Here is a 17,345-nt window from a genome sequence, read left to right on the forward strand (position 1 = left end):
TCGGGCCAGGGCGATGGCCGGGAGGCCCGTGGTGCGTCCGCCGTGCAGGTCGCGACCGGCCTGCCGGTGCGTGGACGGCGGTGGAAGCGTGGGGAGCTCAACCCCGCGTTCCGCATCGTGGCGTCGATCGTCATCCCGACGTTCCGGTTCTCGTCGAACTACCACTGGTACGGCCCGAACCGCCTGCCGGCGGACGGTGCCTTCGTGCTCGCTCCGAACCACTTCACGAACATCGACCCGCTGGTCGTCGGCACCGCCGTCTACATCAGTCGGCGGGCCCCGCGGTTCCTGGCCAAGGCCTCGCTGTTCAAGGTGCCCGTCTTCGGCAAGCTCATGTCCGGCATGGGGCAGATCCCGGTCGAGCGCTCCGGTCGCACCCGGTTGAGCGACCCGCTCGGCGGCGGGCGGTCGCTCATCGAGCAGGGTGGGGCGATCATCGTCTACCCCGAGGGCACGCTCACCCGCGACCCCGACCTGTGGCCGATGCGCGGCAAGACCGGTGCCGTCCGCATCGCACTCGAGAACGACGTGCCGCTGATCCCGATGGCCCACTGGGGCACGCAGGGCATCATGGCGCGCTACTCCAACAAGCTCCGCCTGTTCCCGCGGTCGCGCGTGGACGTCATCGTCGGCGACCCCGTCGACCTGTCCGCCTACCGTGGCCGGCCGATCGACCAGCAGATGCTGACCGAGGCCACCGAGCTGCTCATGCAGCGCATCACCGAGCTGCTCGAGCAGCTCCGTGGCGAGCAGGCCCCGAAGACCCGCTGGGACCCGGCGGCGAACAACCAGAAGGAGACCGGCCGGTTTGAGTGACCTCCGCCCGCACGACGATCGTCCCGACCCCGTCGCAGCAGCGCCGGGTGCCTTCGACACCGCCGCGATCCGGGTGGTGATGCAGTCCACCGACAAGCCCCGCGTGGCGGTCATCGGTGCCGGCAGCTGGGGCACCACGTTCGCGAAGGTGCTCGCCGAGGGCGGTGCCTCCACGGTCGTGTGGGCCCGCCGTCCCGAGGTCGCCCGCGAGATCACCGAGACGAAGCGGAACTCCGACTACCTGCCCGGCATCAACCTGCCCCGCACCCTCACGGCGTCGACGTCGCTCGAGCAGGTGCTCGACGGCGCCACCCAGGTGTACGTGTCGGTGCCGTCGCAGACGCTGCGCTCGAACCTCGACGCGATCCGCGAGCTCCTGCCCGCCGGTGTCCCCGTCGTCAGCCTGATGAAGGGCGTCGAGAAGAGCACCGGCCTGCGGATGAGCGAGGTCCTGCTCCAGGGACTCGGCATCGACCAGGACCGCATCGCCGTCGCGAGCGGACCGAACCTGGCGCTCGAGATCGCCCGCCGGCAGCCGACCGCCGCCGTGGTGTCGTCGTCGAGCGTGGAGACCGCGACCGCTGTCGCCGCCGTCGCGACGAACCCGTACTTCCGGTCGTTCATCAACACCGACGTCATCGGCACCGAGTTCGGCGGGGTGCTGAAGAACCTCATCGCCGTGGCGATCGGCATCGTCGATGGCGTCGGCTACGGCGAGAACACGAAGGCGTCGATCATCACGCGCGGGCTCGCCGAGATGACCGAGTTCGCGGTGTCCCTCGGCGCGCAGCCGTCGACCCTGTCGGGCCTCGCGGGCCTCGGTGACCTCATCGCCACCTGCCAGTCGCCGTTGTCCCGGAACAACACCGCGGGGCGCCTGCTCGGGCAGGGGTACCGGTTCGACGAGGTCGTGCGGCAGATGAACCAGACCGCCGAGGGCCTGGCGTCCGTCGCACCGATCCTCGAGCTCGCCGCCGCGAACGGCGTCGACATGCCCATCGTCAGCCAGGTCGGCGAGGTCCTCGCCGGTAGGCTCGATCCGCGCAACATCGCGCCGCACCTCACCGAGACCGACGAGCCCCAGGGCGAGTGACCGGTCCCGCACCGAGTCACGAAGGGACTCCCGTGCCCACGATCCCCGAGGGAACCGACGTTCCCACGACCACCGTCGCCGTCCTGTTCGGCGGGCGCTCGAGCGAGCACGAGATCAGCTGCGTGACCGCCGGCGGCATCATGGACGTCGTCGACCGCACCGAGTACCAGATCGTCCCGATCGGCATCACGAAGGACGGCGCGTTCACGCTGCAGTCCGACGACCCCTCGCAGTGGGCGATCCGCGACGGCTCCCTGCCGACCGTGCCCGACAACGGCACGCGCGTGGCGTTCCCGACGTCGCCGGCGACGAACGAACTCGTCGTCTCGCACCCGGACGGCTCGGTCACGACCGTCGCCGTCGACGTGGTGTTCCCGATCCTGCACGGTCCGTTCGGCGAGGACGGCACGATCCAGGGCCTGCTCGAGATCGCCGGTCTGCCGTACGTCGGTGACGGCGTGCTCGCCAGCGCCCTGGCGATGGACAAGCACGTCGCGAAGGCCGTCCTCGAGCACGCCGGTCTGCGGGTCGCTCCCTGGACGACCGTGCTCCGCCGTGAATGGGCGGCCGCCCCGGTCGACGTCGCCGAGACGATCGCGGCGCACGGCTGGCCGCTGTTCGTGAAGCCGGCACGCGCCGGTTCGAGCATGGGCGTCTCGCGCGTCGACGGGCCCGACGAGCTCGGCGCCGCGATGGACCTGGCGTTCGAGCACGACTCCAAGGTGATCGTCGAACCGCGGGTCGTCGGCCGCGAGGTCGAGGTCGCCGTGCTCGAGGGCCGTGACGGTGCGCCGCGTACGAGCCTGCCCGGCGAGATCGTCGTGGCCGAGGACGGCTTCTACGACTTCGCGTCGAAGTACCTCGGTGGCGACGAGTCGCTGCTGTGCCCGGCGCCGCTCACCGAGGCGCAGACCGACGAGATCCGGTCGATCGGTGCCCGTGCGTTCGAGGCCATCGGTGGCTCGGGGCTCGCCCGCGTCGACTGCTTCCTGACCGACGACGGCTTCGTCGTGAACGAGGTCAACACGATGCCCGGGTTCACCCCGCTGTCGATGTACCCGCGCTGCTGGGCGGCGTCGGGTGTGTCCTACGGCGAGTTGGTCACCGAGCTCATCGAGCTGGGGCGCGCCGCCGTCCGGTGACGCTCGGCGGGGCGACGGGGTCGGCCCGCGTCAGCCCTGCACGTCGGACGGGTCCAGGCACTTGTGACCGTCCTTCGGCAACGTCGACACCGCCGTCGCGATGTCCTGCAGCACCGCGCTGCCGGTCTTCGACGTGTCGACGACGACCTGCACCGCGGGGGACCGTCCGAACGTCGTGTAGACGATCTGCTTCCCGCGGTCGTCGCGGATCCAGTCGACCGACCCGAGCGTGACGCACGGCAGGTCGGACACGGTCGGCACGGCCACGCCGCAGTGGTACAGCGCGGCCTCGGGGTCGCCCCAGGCCGCGGTGGACTGCGCGTTGGTGTTCCGCAGGTCGTACGTCGAGTCGACGGTCGCGGGCAACCGCACCTGTGCTGCCGCGCACGCCGCAGCGTTCGCGGAGGGTGCCGCGCTCATGCCGACGGAGTTCGTGCACCCGGTCAGCCCTGCCGCGAGGGCGATCACGACCCCCACGATCGCGAAGGTGCGAGGGGTGCGGCGCGCGGTGTCCATCGCGGTCCAGGCTACCGTTCTCGTGTGGACGCGACGTACGACGCCTGGGCCGGACCGACCGTGGGGGAGCTCGGCGAGCTGGTCGTCCTCGACCGGATCACGCGCCGGCTGCCGACGGGCTCGCCGCTCGTGGGGCCCGGGGACGACTGCGCCGTCGTCGCCGCTCCCGACGGCCGGTTCGTCGTGACGACGGACATGATGGTGCACGGCCCGGACTTCCGGTGGGCGTGGTCCTCGCCCGAGGACGTCGGCTGGAAGGCCGCCGCGACGAACCTGTCGGACGTCGCGGCGATGGGTGCGGTGCCGAGTGGCCTCGTCATCGCCCTCGCCGCACCCCAGGACACCCCCGTGGCAGTGCTCGAGGGCATCGCGGACGGCTTCCGCCTCGCTGTCGACGCCCTCGCGCCCGGCTGCGGTGTGGTCGGCGGCGACCTCTCCACCTCGGCGACCTTCACGGTGGCGGTGACGGCGTTCGGCGACCTCGGTGGTCGCGTCCCGGTGCTCCGGTCAGGGGCTCGTGCTGGGGACGCCGTGGCGGTCTCCGGCGAACTCGGCCGTGCTGCCCGCGGACTCGCACGGCTCTTCCGTGACGGCGTGGACGCGCAGGGTGAGCCGGACCGTGCAGCGACGGTGGCGAGCGGTGCGGACGCCGATCCCGACGTCGACCGCCAGCGCCGACCCGTGCCCCCGATCGGCGACGGGCCCCTCGCCGCCGCGGCCGGGGCGACGGCGATGCTCGACCTGTCCGACGGCCTGGCGATCGACGCCGGGCGGCTGGCCCGTGCGAGCCGGGTGACGCTCGACCTCGATGCCGACGCCCCGCTCGACGAGGTCGCGCTGCACGGCGGCGAGGACCACGGCCTGCTCGCGACCTTCCCCGCCGAGGCCCCGCTGCCGGGTGGCTTCCGCCGCATCGGTGTCGTGCGCGACCGTTGCGACGCGGACCTGCTGCGCGCCGGGGCCCCGGTGCCGACGACCGGCTGGGACCCCTACGCCGACTGGGACGGCGCCGCCGGCTGAGCCACCCGGCCCGGTCGTCGACCCGGTACGACACCATCGACGTCGTACGACGTCGATCATGTCGTTCTGAGTCGCCCGCGCGGCTCAGGACGCGGCGGCCACGGCCTCCCACGCCACGGTCTCGCCGTAGCTGCGCTTGCTGAACGGCTCGAGCCCCGCGGGCCACGTCGGTTCGGCGGAGCGCTTGCTCCGTTCGACGACGACCACGGCACCGGCGGTCAACCGCGGCACGAGCGTCTCGAGCACCTCGGCGATCTCGTGCTCGGTCACGTCGTAGGGCGGGTCGATGAACACCAGGTCGAACGTGCGCACCGTCCCGCGCAGGTACCCGAGCACCGGCTGCGGCTGCACGTCGATCCGCACCCCGGGGATCCGCTGCTGCACGGCCTTCGCGTTCGCCCGGCACGCCTGCGCCGCGGCCGACGCGCGGTCGACCAACACGACCTCGACCGCACCACGCGACGCCGCTTCGAGCCCGAGGGCACCGGTGCCGGCGTAGAGGTCCGCGACGGAGGTGTCGTCGACGAGCCCACGGGCCTCGAGCGACGAGAACAGCGCTTCGCGCACCCGGTCGCTCGTCGGCCGCGTGCCGGACTTCGGCACACGGAGCGTCGTGTTGCCGGCGGCGCCGGCGATGATGCGGGTCATGCAGCCACCGTATCGGCCGGCGGCCTCGTCCACAGGCCGGACGGGAGGCACGTGGCACGTCGGTCGTGCCCGGTACCGTGGTGTCCGTGGTCACCACCGGAACCCCCGCTGCGCCGGCCGCGCCCGACCTCGGTCCGGCGCCCCTCGACACGCGGCTCGCGAACGTGCTCGGTGGTCGGACCGCGTCCGCGATCGAGAAGGCGCTCGGCCACCGCACGGTGGGGGAGTTCCTCGAGCACGCGCCCCGGCGCTACGCCGAGCGCGGCGCCCTGACGGCGCTCGACTCCCTGGCGATCGGCGAGCCGGTCACCATCGTGGCCGAGGTGGTCGACGTCCGCGAGCGCACGATGCGTGCCCGCCGCGGATCGATCCTCGAAGCCAAGATCGGCGACGGCAAGGGGCTGCTGACCCTGACGTTCTTCAACCAGGGCTGGCGTACCAAGGACCTGGTGCCCGGTGCTCGCGGCATCTTCTCCGGCAAGGTCAGCGACTACCGCGGTGCCCGCCAGCTCGCCCACCCGGACTACGAGCTCTTCGACCCCGAGGACCCCCGCGCCACGGCCGACCCGGGTTCGGACGAAGCGATCCGGTGGTCGCGGCAGCCGATCCCGATCTACCCGGCGACGGCCTCGCTGACCTCGTGGCAGATCGCGAAGTCGATGGGGATCGTGCTGGACACCCTGCCGGACCTGCCCGACCCGGTGCCGGCCTCGGCGCGCAGCCGGCTCGACCTCGTCCCGTTCCGCCGGGCGCTCGAGCTGCTCCACCGCCCCGAGAAGGTCGCGGACTTCAAGCGCGCGCAGGACGCCCTGCGCTACCGCGAGGCGTTCGTGCTGCAGACCGCCCTGGTGCAGCGCCGGATCCGCGCCCGACGCACCGCGGCGACCCCGCGGGTGGCGGCTCCCGGTGGCGTCCTCGAGCGCTTCGACGCCACCCTGCCGTTCACCCTGACCGACGACCAGCGTGCCGTCGGTGCCGAGATCGACACCGACATCGCCCGCACCTGGCCGATGCACCGGCTGGTGCAGGGCGAGGTCGGCTCCGGCAAGACCCTCGTGGCCATCCGCGCCATGCTCACGGTGGCCGAGTCCGGTGGGCAGTCCGCGCTCATCGCCCCGACCGAGGTGCTGGCCGCGCAGCACCTGCGGTCCATCGTGAAGTTCCTCGGACCGGACCTCGCGGCCGAGCTCCGTCCGGTGATCCTGACCGGGTCGCAGTCCACCGACGAACGCCGACGGGCCCTGCTCGCCGCGGCGTCGGGCAGCTCGCGGCTCGTGGTCGGCACCCACGCCCTGCTCGGCGACCGCGTCGACTTCGCCGAGCTCGGGCTCGTCGTCGTCGACGAACAGCACCGCTTCGGCGTCGAGCAGCGTGAAGCGCTCCGGACCAAGGGCGCCACCCCGCCGCACGTCCTGGTGCTCACCGCCACGCCGATCCCGCGCACCGTCGCGATGACGGTGTTCGGCGACCTCGACGTCTCGACGATCACCGGGCTGCCCTCCGGTCGTGCCGGCGTCGAGACCTTCACGGTCCCGCTGGCGGAGCACCCCGGGTGGGAGTCCCGCATCTGGTCCCGGATGGCGGAGGAGCTCGACAAGGGGCGTCAGGCCTTCGTGGTCTGCCCCGCGATCGACGACGCCCACGCCGAGGACGACGGCGAACCCGCGCCCGCCGAGTCCGAGGACGACGCCCCCAAGCGCGCCCCGGCGACCGTGCTCGCCACCGCCGAGCGGATGCGCACGATGCCCGTGCTCGACGGCCGGCGGATCGCGGTGCTGCACGGCCGGATGACGGCGGAGGAGAAGGACCGCGTGATGACGTCCTTCGCCGCCGGCGACCTGGACGTCCTCGTCGCGACGACCGTGATCGAGGTCGGTGTCGACGTGCCGAACGCCGCGATGATGGCCGTGCTCGACGCCGATCGCTTCGGCGTCTCCCAGCTGCACCAGCTGCGCGGCCGCATCGGCCGTGGGCAGTGGGCGGGCGTCTGCCTGCTCGTCACCACCGCCGAGCTCGAGACCACCTCGCGCGAGCGCGTCGATGCGGTGTCGGCCTCGGACGACGGCTTCGAACTCGCCCGGGTCGACCTCGAGCTCCGGCGCGAGGGCGACGTGCTCGGCGAGCGGCAGTCGGGCGGCCGGTCGTCGCTCAACCTGCTGCGCGTGGTCGAGCACGCCGACCTCATCGTGGACGCCCGTGGCGAAGCCGAGCGGGTCCTCGAACCCGATCCCGAGCTCGACGGGTCCCCGGCCCTGCGCGAGGCACTGGCACGCCGCCTCGACGAGTCCGACGCGGCGTTCCTCGGCAAGAACTGACCCCGAGCCGGACGCCCCGGCACGGACCGGTATCGTCGCTGCCATGGCGCAGATCGCGGTGGTCCCCGGTTCCTTCGACCCCGTCACGCTCGGGCACCTCGACGTCATCGGTCGAGCTGCCGGGCTGTTCGACGAGGTGCACGTGCTCGTGGTGCACAACCCGGACAAGAAGCCCGCGATGTTCGAGGCGGTCGACCGCGTCCGGCTCATCGAGGAGTCCCTGGCCGAGGTCGGCACGCCGGGAACGGTCCGGGTCGGGGAGTGGACCTCCGGGCTCCTCGTCGACTACTGCCGGCAGGTCGGGGCGAAGGTGCTCGTCAAGGGCGTGCGGTCGGGCGAGGACGTCGCGTACGAGACCCCGATGGCGATCATGAACCGGCACCTCGCCGACGTCGAGACCGTGTTCCTGCTGCCCGACGCCTCGCGCTCCCACGTGTCGAGCTCGCTCATCCGCCAGGTGTCGACGCTCGGCGGCGACGTCACCCCCTACGTGCCGAAGGCCGTGGCGGCAGCCCTCGCCGCACGCTGAGCCGCACGCCGAGCCGCACGCCGAGCCGCGCGCCGAGCCGGAGGCACGGCCGGCCGACGCGCGGACACACCCCCGCCTGCCTCGACTCTCGGCTGCGTTCACGCTAGGGTTGACGATCGTGTCTTCCCACGTGAACAGCCCCTACGCCCTGCGCGTGCGCGACCTGGCGCACCGTCCGGGCGAGATGCGCGAGCACTCGCTCGACATCGTGGTGCCGGACGCGCTGGGAGCCGGTGTGATCGCGGTGCGCGAAGGTGCTCCGCTGCGCATCGACCTGCGGCTCGAGGGCCTGCACGAGGGTGTCCTCGTGTCCGGTCACGCCTCGGCCGACGCGACGGGGGAGTGCTCGCGCTGCCTCATCGACATCAGCGAACCCGTCGAGGTCGATTTCGCCGAGCTGTTCGCGTATGATGCCTCGGAGGATTTCGACTTCTTCGTTCGCGATGACCACGTGGACTGCGAACAGGTCGTTCGAGATGCGGTGGTGCTGGCGCTGCCGTTCCAGCCGGTCTGCCGACCGGACTGCCCAGGCCTCGACCCGGTGACGGGCGAGCGACTGGCCGACCTCGATGAGCAGCCCGTTCACGAGACCCTGGACCCGCGCTGGGCAGCCCTGACCGGCATCCAGCTCGAAGCAGCCGAGCGTGCCGCCCACGGCGACACCACCGACACGAAGACCACCGAGGGCGAGGAGCGGGCCGAGGCCGAGTAGGCCCCGACACCGCCAGCCCCCGTACCGACCACCGACCAACCGAAAGAGATTCACCATGGCCGTTCCCAAGCGCAAGCAGTCCCGTGCGAACACGCACGCCCGTCGTTCGCAGTGGAAGGCCACGCCGATCCAGCTCGTCAAGACGATCGAGAACGGTCAGGTCACCTACAGCCTCCCGCACCGCGCGAAGGTCGTCGAGGACTCGGCCGGCACCCCCCTGTACATGGAGTACAAGGGCCGCAAGGTCGCCGACGTCTGATCGGACCGAACGCATGACGACGACGTCCGGCGCCACGGGGTCCCGCCCCGTGGGGCCGGACGTCGTTCGTCTGCAGGGCCAGCTCGGGGTCGACATCGACCTCGAGCTGCTCCAGCTCGCCCTGACACACCGCTCCTACGCCTACGAGCACGGGGGCATCAAGCACAACGAGCGCCTCGAGTTCCTCGGCGACTCGATCCTCGGCCAGGCCGTGACCGTGAAGCTCTACCGGTCCTTCCCCGACCTCGACGAGGGTGACCTCGCGAAGCGCCGCGCCAGCCTGGTGTCGACGGTCGCGCTGGCCGAGATCGCCCGCATGATCGGGCTCGGCCAGTACCTGCGCCTCGGCAAGGGCGAGGAACAGACCGGCGGCCGCGACAAGTCGTCGATCCTCGCCGACACCGTCGAGGCCGTCATCGGTGCCACCTACCTGTCCGCGGGCCCCGACCCGGCGACCGACCTGGTGCTCCGCCTGGTCGAACCGCTGATGATCGACCCTGACCGCTTCGGCGCCGCGATGGACCCGAAGACGAGCCTGCAGGAGCTCGCGGCGAGCCTGTCGCTCGGCAACCCGGCCTACCGCGTCACCGAGACCGGCCCGGACCACGACAAGACCTTCAGCGCGACCGTCGTCCTGCAGGGCGAGGACATCGCCGTCGGCACCGGCTCGAGCAAGAAGGCCGCCGAGATGTCCGCGGCGCTCGACGCCTGGACCCGGCTGTCCGGCCGAGCGGCCTGACCGCGTGCCCGAACTCCCCGAGGTCGAGGTCGTCCGCGCCGGCCTCGAACCCGCGGTCAGCGGCGCTCGGGTGCTGCACGTCGACGTCGTGGACGAGCGAGCGCTCACCCGGCACGACGGCCCGGCCGAGGACTTCGCCGACCGCCTGACCGGTCGCACCATCGCCGCAGCGGTCCGTCGGGGCAAGTTCCTCTGGATGCCGTTGCAGCCCGAGCACGAGGGCGACCGGCCCGAAGCGCTCGTCGCCCACCTCGGCATGAGCGGCCAGATCCTGCTCGGCCGCGGTCGACCGGCGGCGAAGCACCGCCGCATCCTCATCGACGTGCAACCCGCCGGCACCGACCGCGACGGCACCGCCGAACCCGCGGTCGAGCTCGAGTTCGTCGACCAGCGCACCTTCGGCTCGATGGCGATCGACGCGATGGTGCCGACGGTGGACGGCGCGCCCGCCGGGTTCGCCGGGCACGTCGACGCATCGGACCCCGACGCCGTGTGGCGCCGGAGCGTGCCGCAGCAGGTGTCGCACATCGCCCGCGACCCGCTCGACCCCGCGTTCGACGACGACCGCTTCACCGCCATCGCCCGGAAGCGTTCGAGCGGCATCAAGCGGATCCTGCTCGACCAGGGCGTCGTGAGCGGCATCGGGAACATCTACGCCGACGAGTCCCTCTGGGCTGCGAAGCTGCACTACGACCGACCGGCCGAGCGGCTGACCCGTGCCGACCTCGCACGCCTGCTGCACGAGGTGCGCAGTGTCCTCCGGCGTGCGCTCGAGGACGGCGGGACGAGCTTCGACGCCCAGTACGTCAACGTCAACGGGCAGTCCGGGTACTTCTCGCAGCGGCTGAACGTGTACGGACAGCAGGGGAAGCCCTGCCCCCGCTGCGGCACGACGATCGTGCGCGAGGCATTCATGAACCGGTCGAGCCACATCTGTCCCGTGTGCCAACCGCGTCCCCGCGCCCGCACGCGTTAGCCTGGCGCCCAGCAGCACAGCCCAGCAGCGGCCCCGCCGCAGCACGCGCGAGCACACCCGGAGACCGCATGTACTTGAAGAGCCTGACCATCAAGGGGTTCAAGTCCTTCGCGCAGCCGACGACGTTCGCGTTCGAGCCGGGCGTCACGTGCATCGTCGGCCCGAACGGCTCGGGCAAGTCCAACGTCGTCGACGCCCTGGCCTGGGTGATGGGGGAGCAGGGGGCGAAGACCCTGCGCGGCGGCAAGATGGAGGACGTCATCTTCGCGGGCACCTCGACCCGCGGGCCGCTCGGCCGTGCCCAGGTGCTGCTGACGATCGACAACACCGACGGGCTGCTGCCGATCGACTACTCCGAGGTGACGATCGCGCGCACGCTGTTCCGCAACGGCGGCAGCGAGTACGCCATCAACGGCGAGAACTGCCGGCTGCTCGACGTGCAGGAACTCCTGAGCGACACCGGGCTCGGCCGCGAGATGCACGTCATCGTCGGGCAGGGGCAGCTCGACAAGGTCCTGCACGCCACGCCGGAGGACCGCCGCGGCTTCATCGAGGAAGCCGCCGGCATCCTGAAGCACCGCCGCCGCAAGGAGAAGACCCTCCGCAAGCTCGACGCGATGCAGACGAACCTGACCCGCCTGTCCGACCTGGCGGGCGAGATCCGGCGCCAGCTGAAGCCGCTCGGCCGCCAGGCCGAGGTCGCGCGCAAGGCCCAGTCCGTCGCCGCCGTCGCGCGGGACGCCAAGGCCCGTATCCTCGCCGACGACGTCGTCCGGCTGCGCCGCGAACTGCACGACCACCAGGAGGTCGAGGCGGGCCGCAAGTCCGAGCGCATCGTCCTGACCGAGCGACTCGACCAGACCCGGGTCCGCCAGCAGCACGTCGAGCAGAGCATGGTCGGCGACGACGTCGATCGCGCCCGGACCGTGGTGCACCGCCTGGAGAGCGTGCAGGAGCGCCTGCGCGGGCTGTCCAGCCTGGCGAACCAGCGGCTGATGTTCCTGGCGCAGCAGGCCGACGCCCCGCAGCAGGGCCCCTCGATCACCCCGGAGCGGGTGGCCGGTGTCCGTGCCGAGGCCGATCGGCTCGCCGCCCGCGCCGACGAGATGCAGGGCGGCTCCGCCGAGACCGCCCGTGCGGTGCAGGCCGCCCGTGACGCGCTCGACGCCCTCGACGAACGCATCGCCGCGCAGGCCGCCCGCGTCTCGCAGCACGACCTCGAGGCGCAGCGGCTCGCGAACGCCGTCGACGTGGCCCGGTCGAAGCGCGGGTCCACGATGGCGGACCGTGAGCGTCGCCAGCGGGCCCTCGCCGAGGCGGGCGAACGCGCCGCGCGTGCGACCGCGGCCCTCAGCGAACTCGGTGCCGATCCGTCCGAGGGCGTCGACGACGAGGCCCTCGCCGCCACGCTCCAGGCGGCTCGTGCGCAGCTGGAGACCGCCCAGGCCACCCGCGACGAGCAGCGCGACCGGCTGCACGCCCTCGAGCGCGAGCGGGACGCCCTCGACGCGCGGGTCGCGGCGCTCGGCATGTCGATCGACGTCCGCGACGGTTCGCAGGCGCTCATCGACGCCGGACGTGCGGGCATCGTCGGCCGCCTGGCCGACGCGCTCACGGTGACGCCCGGGTTCGAGGGCGCCGTCGCCGTCGCGCTCGACGGGCTCGCGGATGCCGTCCTCGCTGATGACCGCGCGGTCGCGCTCGACGCCGTCGACCACGCCCGCTCCGCGGACATCGGTCGCATCGACGTCGTCGTCGCGGACGCCGAGGTCGTCCCCACGGACCTGCCGGACACGTTGCCGGCCGGCGTCCGCCGTGCCCTCGATCTCGTGCAGGGCCCGCCGGCGATCGCCGCGATCCTGCGGAACACCCTGATCGCGGAGACTGCCGACGGCCAAGGCGCGAACGCGGACACGCTCGACCTGGAGGCCGTGCTCGCCGCCGCCCCGCACGCGACGGTCGTCACCCGGTCCGGTGACCTCGTGCGCGCCGTCCGCGTCACCGGCGGCGGGGAGCGCGTGACCTCGCGGATCGAGCTTGTCGCGGAGCGCGACGACGCCGTGACGCGACGCGACGCCATCAGGGCGGACGCCGAGGACGCAGCCACGGGCCTCCAGGCAGCACGCACCGCCGTCGAGGACGCACGCCGCCGTGCGGACGAAGCCGACGCTGCATCCCGCGCGCACGCGAAGGCGACGGCCGAGTACGACCGGGCCAGCGCCTCGACGCGGGCGAAGGCCGAGAACGCAGCGGCCGAGGTCGAGCGCCTGCGTGCCGCCCTCGCCGAGACCGACGGCGCCGTCGAGGTCGTCGACGCCGCTCTGGCAGAGGCCGAGGCGGCGCTTCGCGCGTTCACCGAGCAGGAGCGGCCCGTCGTCGACGCCTCCGAGCGTCCGGGCCTGCAGGACGCACTCGAGGCCGCACGCGCCGCCGAGGTCGAGCAGCGCATCCAGGTGCAGACCGTGCGCGAGCGTGTCCGCGCCGAACGGCACCGCGCCGACCAGCTCGAACGGCAGCTCGAGGCCGAGCGCGCGGCGGCGGAGGAGGCAGCGCGTCGTGCGGTGATCCGCCGCGGGCAGATCGAGACCGCCGAAGCCGTCCTCGCCGACCTGCCGGCCGTGCTGGGCGCCGTCGACCGGTCGTTGGCCGAGGCACGCGTGCAGCTCGCGACCGAGGAGTCCGAACGGTCGAAGCGCAACACCGAACTGCAGGCGATCCGGAACGAGGAGCGCGAGCTCCGCGACCGGCTGCAGACCATCACCGACGGCGTGCACTCGCTCGAGATGGAGATCTACGAGAAGAAACTGCACGTGTCGGGCGTGCTCGACCGGGCGCTGAGCGACCTCGGGTTGACCGAAGCCGTGCTCGTCACCGAGTACGGGCCGACCGTGCCGGTGCCGGTCGACGTGCTGGTGGACCCGCGGGTGCTCGCGCGGAAGCACCGCGACGCCGAGCGCGCGGCGGCTGCCGCGGCGGGCCTCGACGAGCCGGCGGACGGCGACACGGTGCCGGCGGACGGCGACACGGTGCCGGTCGACAGCGACACGGTGCCGGTCGACGATGCCGACACCGACATCGCCCCCGACGACGGCACGGCGGACCTCGACACCAGCCCCGGTGACGACTCGGTGGCGCTCGTCGACGCCGAATCGACCCTGCCCGGCGGCCCCGCCCTGCCCGAGTTCGACGTCACCGACGAGGTCGACCCCGACGACGTCGAGACCGTGCCGTACGTCCGCGCCGAGCAGGAACGCCGCCTGCAGGCCGCCGAACGCGACCTCGGCCGGCTCGGCAAGGTGAACCCGCTCGCGCTCGAGGAGTTCCAGGCGCTGGAGCAGCGGCACGCGTTCCTCGCCGAGCAGCTCGAGGACCTGCAGAAGACCCGCACCGACCTGATGACGATCATCGACGAGCTCGACACGAAGATGCAGACGATCTTCGAGTCCGCGTTCAACGACACGAAGGACGCCTTCGACGTCATCTTCCCGATCCTGTTCCCGGGCGGCTCCGGCTCGATCAACCTCACCGACCCGACCGACCTGCTCGGCACCGGGATCGACGTGCAGGTGAAGCCCGCCGGCAAGAAGATCGACCGCCTGACGCTGCTGTCCGGTGGCGAGCGGTCCCTGGCCGCAGTGGCGCTGCTCGTCGCGATCTTCACCGCGCGGCCGTCGCCGTTCTACATCATGGACGAGGTCGAGGCCGCCCTCGACGACGCCAACCTCGGTCGCCTGCTGACGGTGTTCGAGCGGCTCCGCGAGTCCTCGCAGCTCATCGTCATCACGCACCAGAAGCGCACGATGGAGATCGCCGACGCCCTGTACGGGGTGTCGATGCGGCAGGACGGCGTGTCCGCCGTCGTCGGGCAGCGGGTGCAGAAGCGCGAGCCCGCCGACGCGGTCGCGTAGCTGGCTGGCTGGCTGGCTGCGGTCGCGCGCCGCGAAAGCGACAGATCTCCGCCAACAGTTCGCGGCAATCTGTCGCTTTCGCGGAGAGGATCGTGGGCCCGCGACGAGATCTGTCGCTTTCGCGGCTCTGGCCGCGACCACGGACAGACGGGAGGCACGGTGCCAGCTGGCACCGTGCCTCCCGTCCGTGTTGCCGCCCGTCCAGGGCGTGACGCTTACTCCGCGTCGGCCGCGACCGACTCCTTCGGCTCGCCCGTCGGGGTGAGCCCGCGCTCCTGGCGCTTCTTCGAGACGACCAGCGAGGCGGTCGTCGCGACCGCGATGGTCAGCAGGATGAAGCCCAGCGAGAACCAGATCGGGATCTCCGGCGCCCACTCGATGTGCTCGCCACCGTTGATGAACGGCAGCTCGTTGACGTGCATGGCGTGGAAGACGAGCTTCACACCGATGAAGCCGAGGATGACCGCGAGGCCCTGGCCGAGGTAGATCAGGCGCTCGAGCAGTCCGGCGATCAGGAAGTACAGCTGCCGCAGGCCGAGCAGCGAGAACGCGTTCGCGGTGAACACGATGAAGGCGTCCTGGGTCAGCCCGAAGATCGCGGGGATCGAGTCGAGCGCGAACAGCACGTCGGTCAGACCGATCGCGACCATGACGAGCAGCATCGGGGTGAACAGGCGCTTGCCGTCGACCTTGGTGGTCAGGCGGTCGCCGTCGTAGTGGTCCGACGTCGGGATGATGCGCTTCAGGATGCGGATCAGGCGGGAGTCGCCCTCGTCGCCGCCGTGGTCGTTGCCGCTGCGGGCCTGCGACCACGCGAGCCAGAACAGCAGCGCACCGAACAGGTAGAACACCCACGAGAAGTTCTCGATGATCGTGACGCCGAGGGCGATGAAGATGCCTCGGGCGACGAGGGCGATCGCGACGCCGACGAGCAGGACCTTCTGCTGGAACTCCTTCGGCACGGCGAAGCTCGTCATGATGATGAGGAAGACGAACAGGTTGTCGACCGACAGCGCCTTCTCGGTGAGCCACCCGGCGAAGTACTCCCCGCCGGCCTGTCCGCCGCCGAAGACCAGGATGCCGAAGCCGAACAGGATCGCGAGTCCGATGTAGAACACGGACCAGAACGCGGATTCGCGGATGTGCGGCACGTGCGGAGTACGCACGTGCGAGTAGAAGTCGAACACCAGCAGGGCGAGGATGCCTGCGATGGTGAGGAGCCAGACGAAGAGTGGGACGTCCACGGTTTCCTTCAGGTAGGGCGCGCCGCTGATGTGCGGGTACGCCGAGGCCTGAAGGTCTCTTCCGCCGTGTCGCACCGGAACCGGTGCTGCACGACCGGCGCCCCGGGTCCGGATCGTTCCGGGCCGTACTGACGGGGTCACCGAGAGGGAATACTCCCCTTCGTGAGACCGAGCATACCGGGCACAGCGGACATGCGCCGCGCTCTAAGCTGGGAGCATGGCGAGTTCCTGGTCACTGTCCTCACGGCTGCGCGGCCTCTTCCAGCGCAAGACGATCGACGAGACCACGTGGGAGGACCTCGAGACCGCGCTGATCGGCGCCGACTTCGGTCCGGACATCTCCGAGGCGATCATCGAGGACCTGCACGCGCGCGTCGACCGCTACGGCACGACCGACCCGGCCGACCTGCAGCGCATGCTGCGCGAGGTGCTCGAGGAACGGCTGTCGAAGCTCGACACCACGCTCAAGCTCAGCGCGCGGCCCGCCGTCGTGCTCGTCGTCGGCGTGAACGGCGTCGGCAAGACCACGACGATCGGCAAGTTCGCCAAGTTCCTGAAGACCTACGACCGCACGGTCCTCGTCGGTGCGGCCGACACCTTCCGTGCTGCCGCGGTCGAGCAGGTCGCGACCTGGGCCGAGCGCGCTGGCGTCGACGTCGTCCGCCCATCGCAGCCCGGGCAGGACCCCGCCTCGGTGGCGTACCAGACCGTCGAGAAGGCGATCCGCGACAACACCGAGATCGTGGTCATCGACACCGCCGGCCGCCTGCACACGAAGGCGGGCCTGATGGACGAGCTCACGAAGATCAAGCGCGTCGTCGAGAAGCAGACCGAGATCAGCGAGGTGCTGCTCGTCCTCGACGCCACGACCGGGCAGAACGGCCTGGCCCAGGCGCAGGCGTTCATCGAGGGCGCCGGGGTCACGGGCCTCGTCATCACCAAGCTCGACGGCTCCGCGAAGGCCGGGTTCGTCCTCAGCGTGCAGGAGAAGACGGGTATCCCGATCAAGCTCATCGGGCAGGGCGAGGGCATCAACGACCTGACCGGTTTCACCCCGCACGTGTTCGTGCAGAACCTCGTCGGCTGATTCCGGGTACTGTCTCCGCAGTACAGGGATCGTCCAGGTACACCGGAAGGAGCCCCTCAATGCCAGCACTCCTGATCATCGCGATCATCGTCGGCCTCGTCCTGCTCTTCAGCGGCATCTTCGTCGGTGCGCTGAAGTTCCTGCTGTGGGTCGGGATCGTCCTCATCATCCTGGCCGTCATCGGCTGGCTCCTCAGGAGCATCCGCGGGCGCGCATAGCGCACCGGACGCCCTGAACGGGCGGATGAACGGACGGGAGGCACGGTGCCAGCTGGCACCGTGCCTCCCGTCTGTCCGTGGTCGCGACCAGTGCCGCCAAAGCGACAGACTGCCGCCTTGCCG

Annotated in this window: 16 protein-coding genes; 13 read left to right on the top strand and 3 right to left on the bottom strand. The window is 71.6% G+C overall.

Annotated features, from left to right (window positions below; translation table 11 throughout):
• Window positions 1-42 precede the first annotated feature (42 nt).
• From M4960_RS19025 to M4960_RS19035, 3 genes are all read left to right on the top strand, one after another.
• Window positions 43-816: a 1-acyl-sn-glycerol-3-phosphate acyltransferase gene (locus M4960_RS19025; RefSeq protein WP_123294848.1), complete on the top strand. Its 774-nt coding sequence runs from the start codon at window positions 43-45 to the stop codon at window positions 814-816.
• 79 nt (window positions 817-895) lie between these two features.
• Entirely contained in the window at window positions 896-1,909 is a 1,014-nt protein-coding gene (locus M4960_RS19030; protein WP_111086095.1) for an NAD(P)H-dependent glycerol-3-phosphate dehydrogenase, read from the top strand.
• Window positions 1,910-1,941: 32 nt separating this feature from the next.
• Window positions 1,942-3,051 carry a D-alanine--D-alanine ligase family protein gene (locus M4960_RS19035; protein ID WP_308222029.1) on the top strand — a complete coding sequence of 370 codons (1,110 nt, stop codon included), beginning with the start codon at window positions 1,942-1,944 and terminating at the stop codon, window positions 3,049-3,051.
• Between the two features lie 30 nt (window positions 3,052-3,081).
• Here the strand turns inward: M4960_RS19035 and M4960_RS19040 are convergent, their stop codons facing one another.
• A complete protein-coding gene (locus tag M4960_RS19040) occupies window positions 3,082-3,567 on the bottom strand; it encodes a DUF3515 family protein (RefSeq protein WP_248705122.1) in 486 nt (161 codons plus the stop codon).
• A 24-nt stretch (window positions 3,568-3,591) separates the two neighbouring features.
• On the opposite strand from M4960_RS19040, the gene thiL reads away from it, so the two are divergent.
• On the top strand, window positions 3,592-4,587 hold the full coding sequence (gene thiL, locus M4960_RS19045) for a thiamine-phosphate kinase (protein ID WP_248705123.1): 996 nt from the start codon (window positions 3,592-3,594) through the stop codon (window positions 4,585-4,587).
• 84 nt (window positions 4,588-4,671) lie between these two features.
• Here the strand turns inward: thiL and M4960_RS19050 are convergent, their stop codons facing one another.
• Window positions 4,672-5,235 carry an RsmD family RNA methyltransferase gene (locus M4960_RS19050; protein WP_123937675.1) on the bottom strand — a complete coding sequence of 188 codons (564 nt, stop codon included), beginning with the start codon at window positions 5,233-5,235 and terminating at the stop codon, window positions 4,672-4,674.
• 86 nt (window positions 5,236-5,321) lie between these two features.
• Here M4960_RS19050 and M4960_RS19055 point away from each other — a divergent pair, with 86 nt between their 5' ends.
• From M4960_RS19055 to M4960_RS19085, 7 genes are all read left to right on the top strand, one after another.
• Window positions 5,322-7,550 (top strand): ATP-dependent DNA helicase RecG, encoded by a 2,229-nt coding sequence (locus M4960_RS19055; RefSeq protein WP_248705124.1) that lies wholly within the window; start codon window positions 5,322-5,324, stop codon window positions 7,548-7,550.
• A gap of 43 nt (window positions 7,551-7,593) precedes the next feature.
• A complete protein-coding gene (coaD, locus tag M4960_RS19060) occupies window positions 7,594-8,079 on the top strand; it encodes a pantetheine-phosphate adenylyltransferase (protein ID WP_111086053.1) in 486 nt (161 codons plus the stop codon).
• A 130-nt stretch (window positions 8,080-8,209) separates the two neighbouring features.
• Window positions 8,210-8,791: a DUF177 domain-containing protein gene (locus M4960_RS19065; protein WP_111086054.1), complete on the top strand. Its 582-nt coding sequence runs from the start codon at window positions 8,210-8,212 to the stop codon at window positions 8,789-8,791.
• Window positions 8,792-8,846: 55 nt separating this feature from the next.
• Window positions 8,847-9,050 carry a 50S ribosomal protein L32 gene (gene rpmF, locus M4960_RS19070; protein ID WP_017888273.1) on the top strand — a complete coding sequence of 68 codons (204 nt, stop codon included), beginning with the start codon at window positions 8,847-8,849 and terminating at the stop codon, window positions 9,048-9,050.
• A gap of 13 nt (window positions 9,051-9,063) precedes the next feature.
• Window positions 9,064-9,789, top strand: coding sequence for a ribonuclease III (rnc, locus tag M4960_RS19075; protein ID WP_228506018.1), 726 nt, complete (start codon window positions 9,064-9,066; stop codon window positions 9,787-9,789).
• Window positions 9,790-9,793: 4 nt separating this feature from the next.
• Entirely contained in the window at window positions 9,794-10,765 is a 972-nt protein-coding gene (gene mutM / locus M4960_RS19080; RefSeq protein WP_133937158.1) for a bifunctional DNA-formamidopyrimidine glycosylase/DNA-(apurinic or apyrimidinic site) lyase, read from the top strand.
• A 68-nt stretch (window positions 10,766-10,833) separates the two neighbouring features.
• Window positions 10,834-14,673 (top strand): AAA family ATPase, encoded by a 3,840-nt coding sequence (locus M4960_RS19085; RefSeq protein ID WP_248705125.1) that lies wholly within the window; start codon window positions 10,834-10,836, stop codon window positions 14,671-14,673.
• Between the two features lie 215 nt (window positions 14,674-14,888).
• Here the strand turns inward: M4960_RS19085 and M4960_RS19090 are convergent, their stop codons facing one another.
• Window positions 14,889-15,917, bottom strand: a complete 1,029-nt coding sequence (locus tag M4960_RS19090; RefSeq protein WP_111086101.1) for a TerC family protein — start codon at window positions 15,915-15,917, stop codon at window positions 14,889-14,891.
• A 217-nt stretch (window positions 15,918-16,134) separates the two neighbouring features.
• Here M4960_RS19090 and ftsY point away from each other — a divergent pair, with 217 nt between their 5' ends.
• Window positions 16,135-17,004, top strand: coding sequence for a signal recognition particle-docking protein FtsY (gene ftsY, locus M4960_RS19095; protein ID WP_111086057.1), 870 nt, complete (start codon window positions 16,135-16,137; stop codon window positions 17,002-17,004).
• Window positions 17,005-17,063: 59 nt separating this feature from the next.
• Window positions 17,064-17,222 carry a DUF4175 domain-containing protein gene (locus tag M4960_RS19100; protein WP_139199230.1) on the top strand — a complete coding sequence of 53 codons (159 nt, stop codon included), beginning with the start codon at window positions 17,064-17,066 and terminating at the stop codon, window positions 17,220-17,222.
• Window positions 17,223-17,345: the final 123 nt, after the last annotated feature.

The sequence above is a fragment of the Curtobacterium sp. MWU13-2055 genome (genome assembly GCF_023242305.1).
Taxonomy (GTDB): Bacteria; Actinomycetota; Actinomycetes; order Actinomycetales; family Microbacteriaceae; genus Curtobacterium.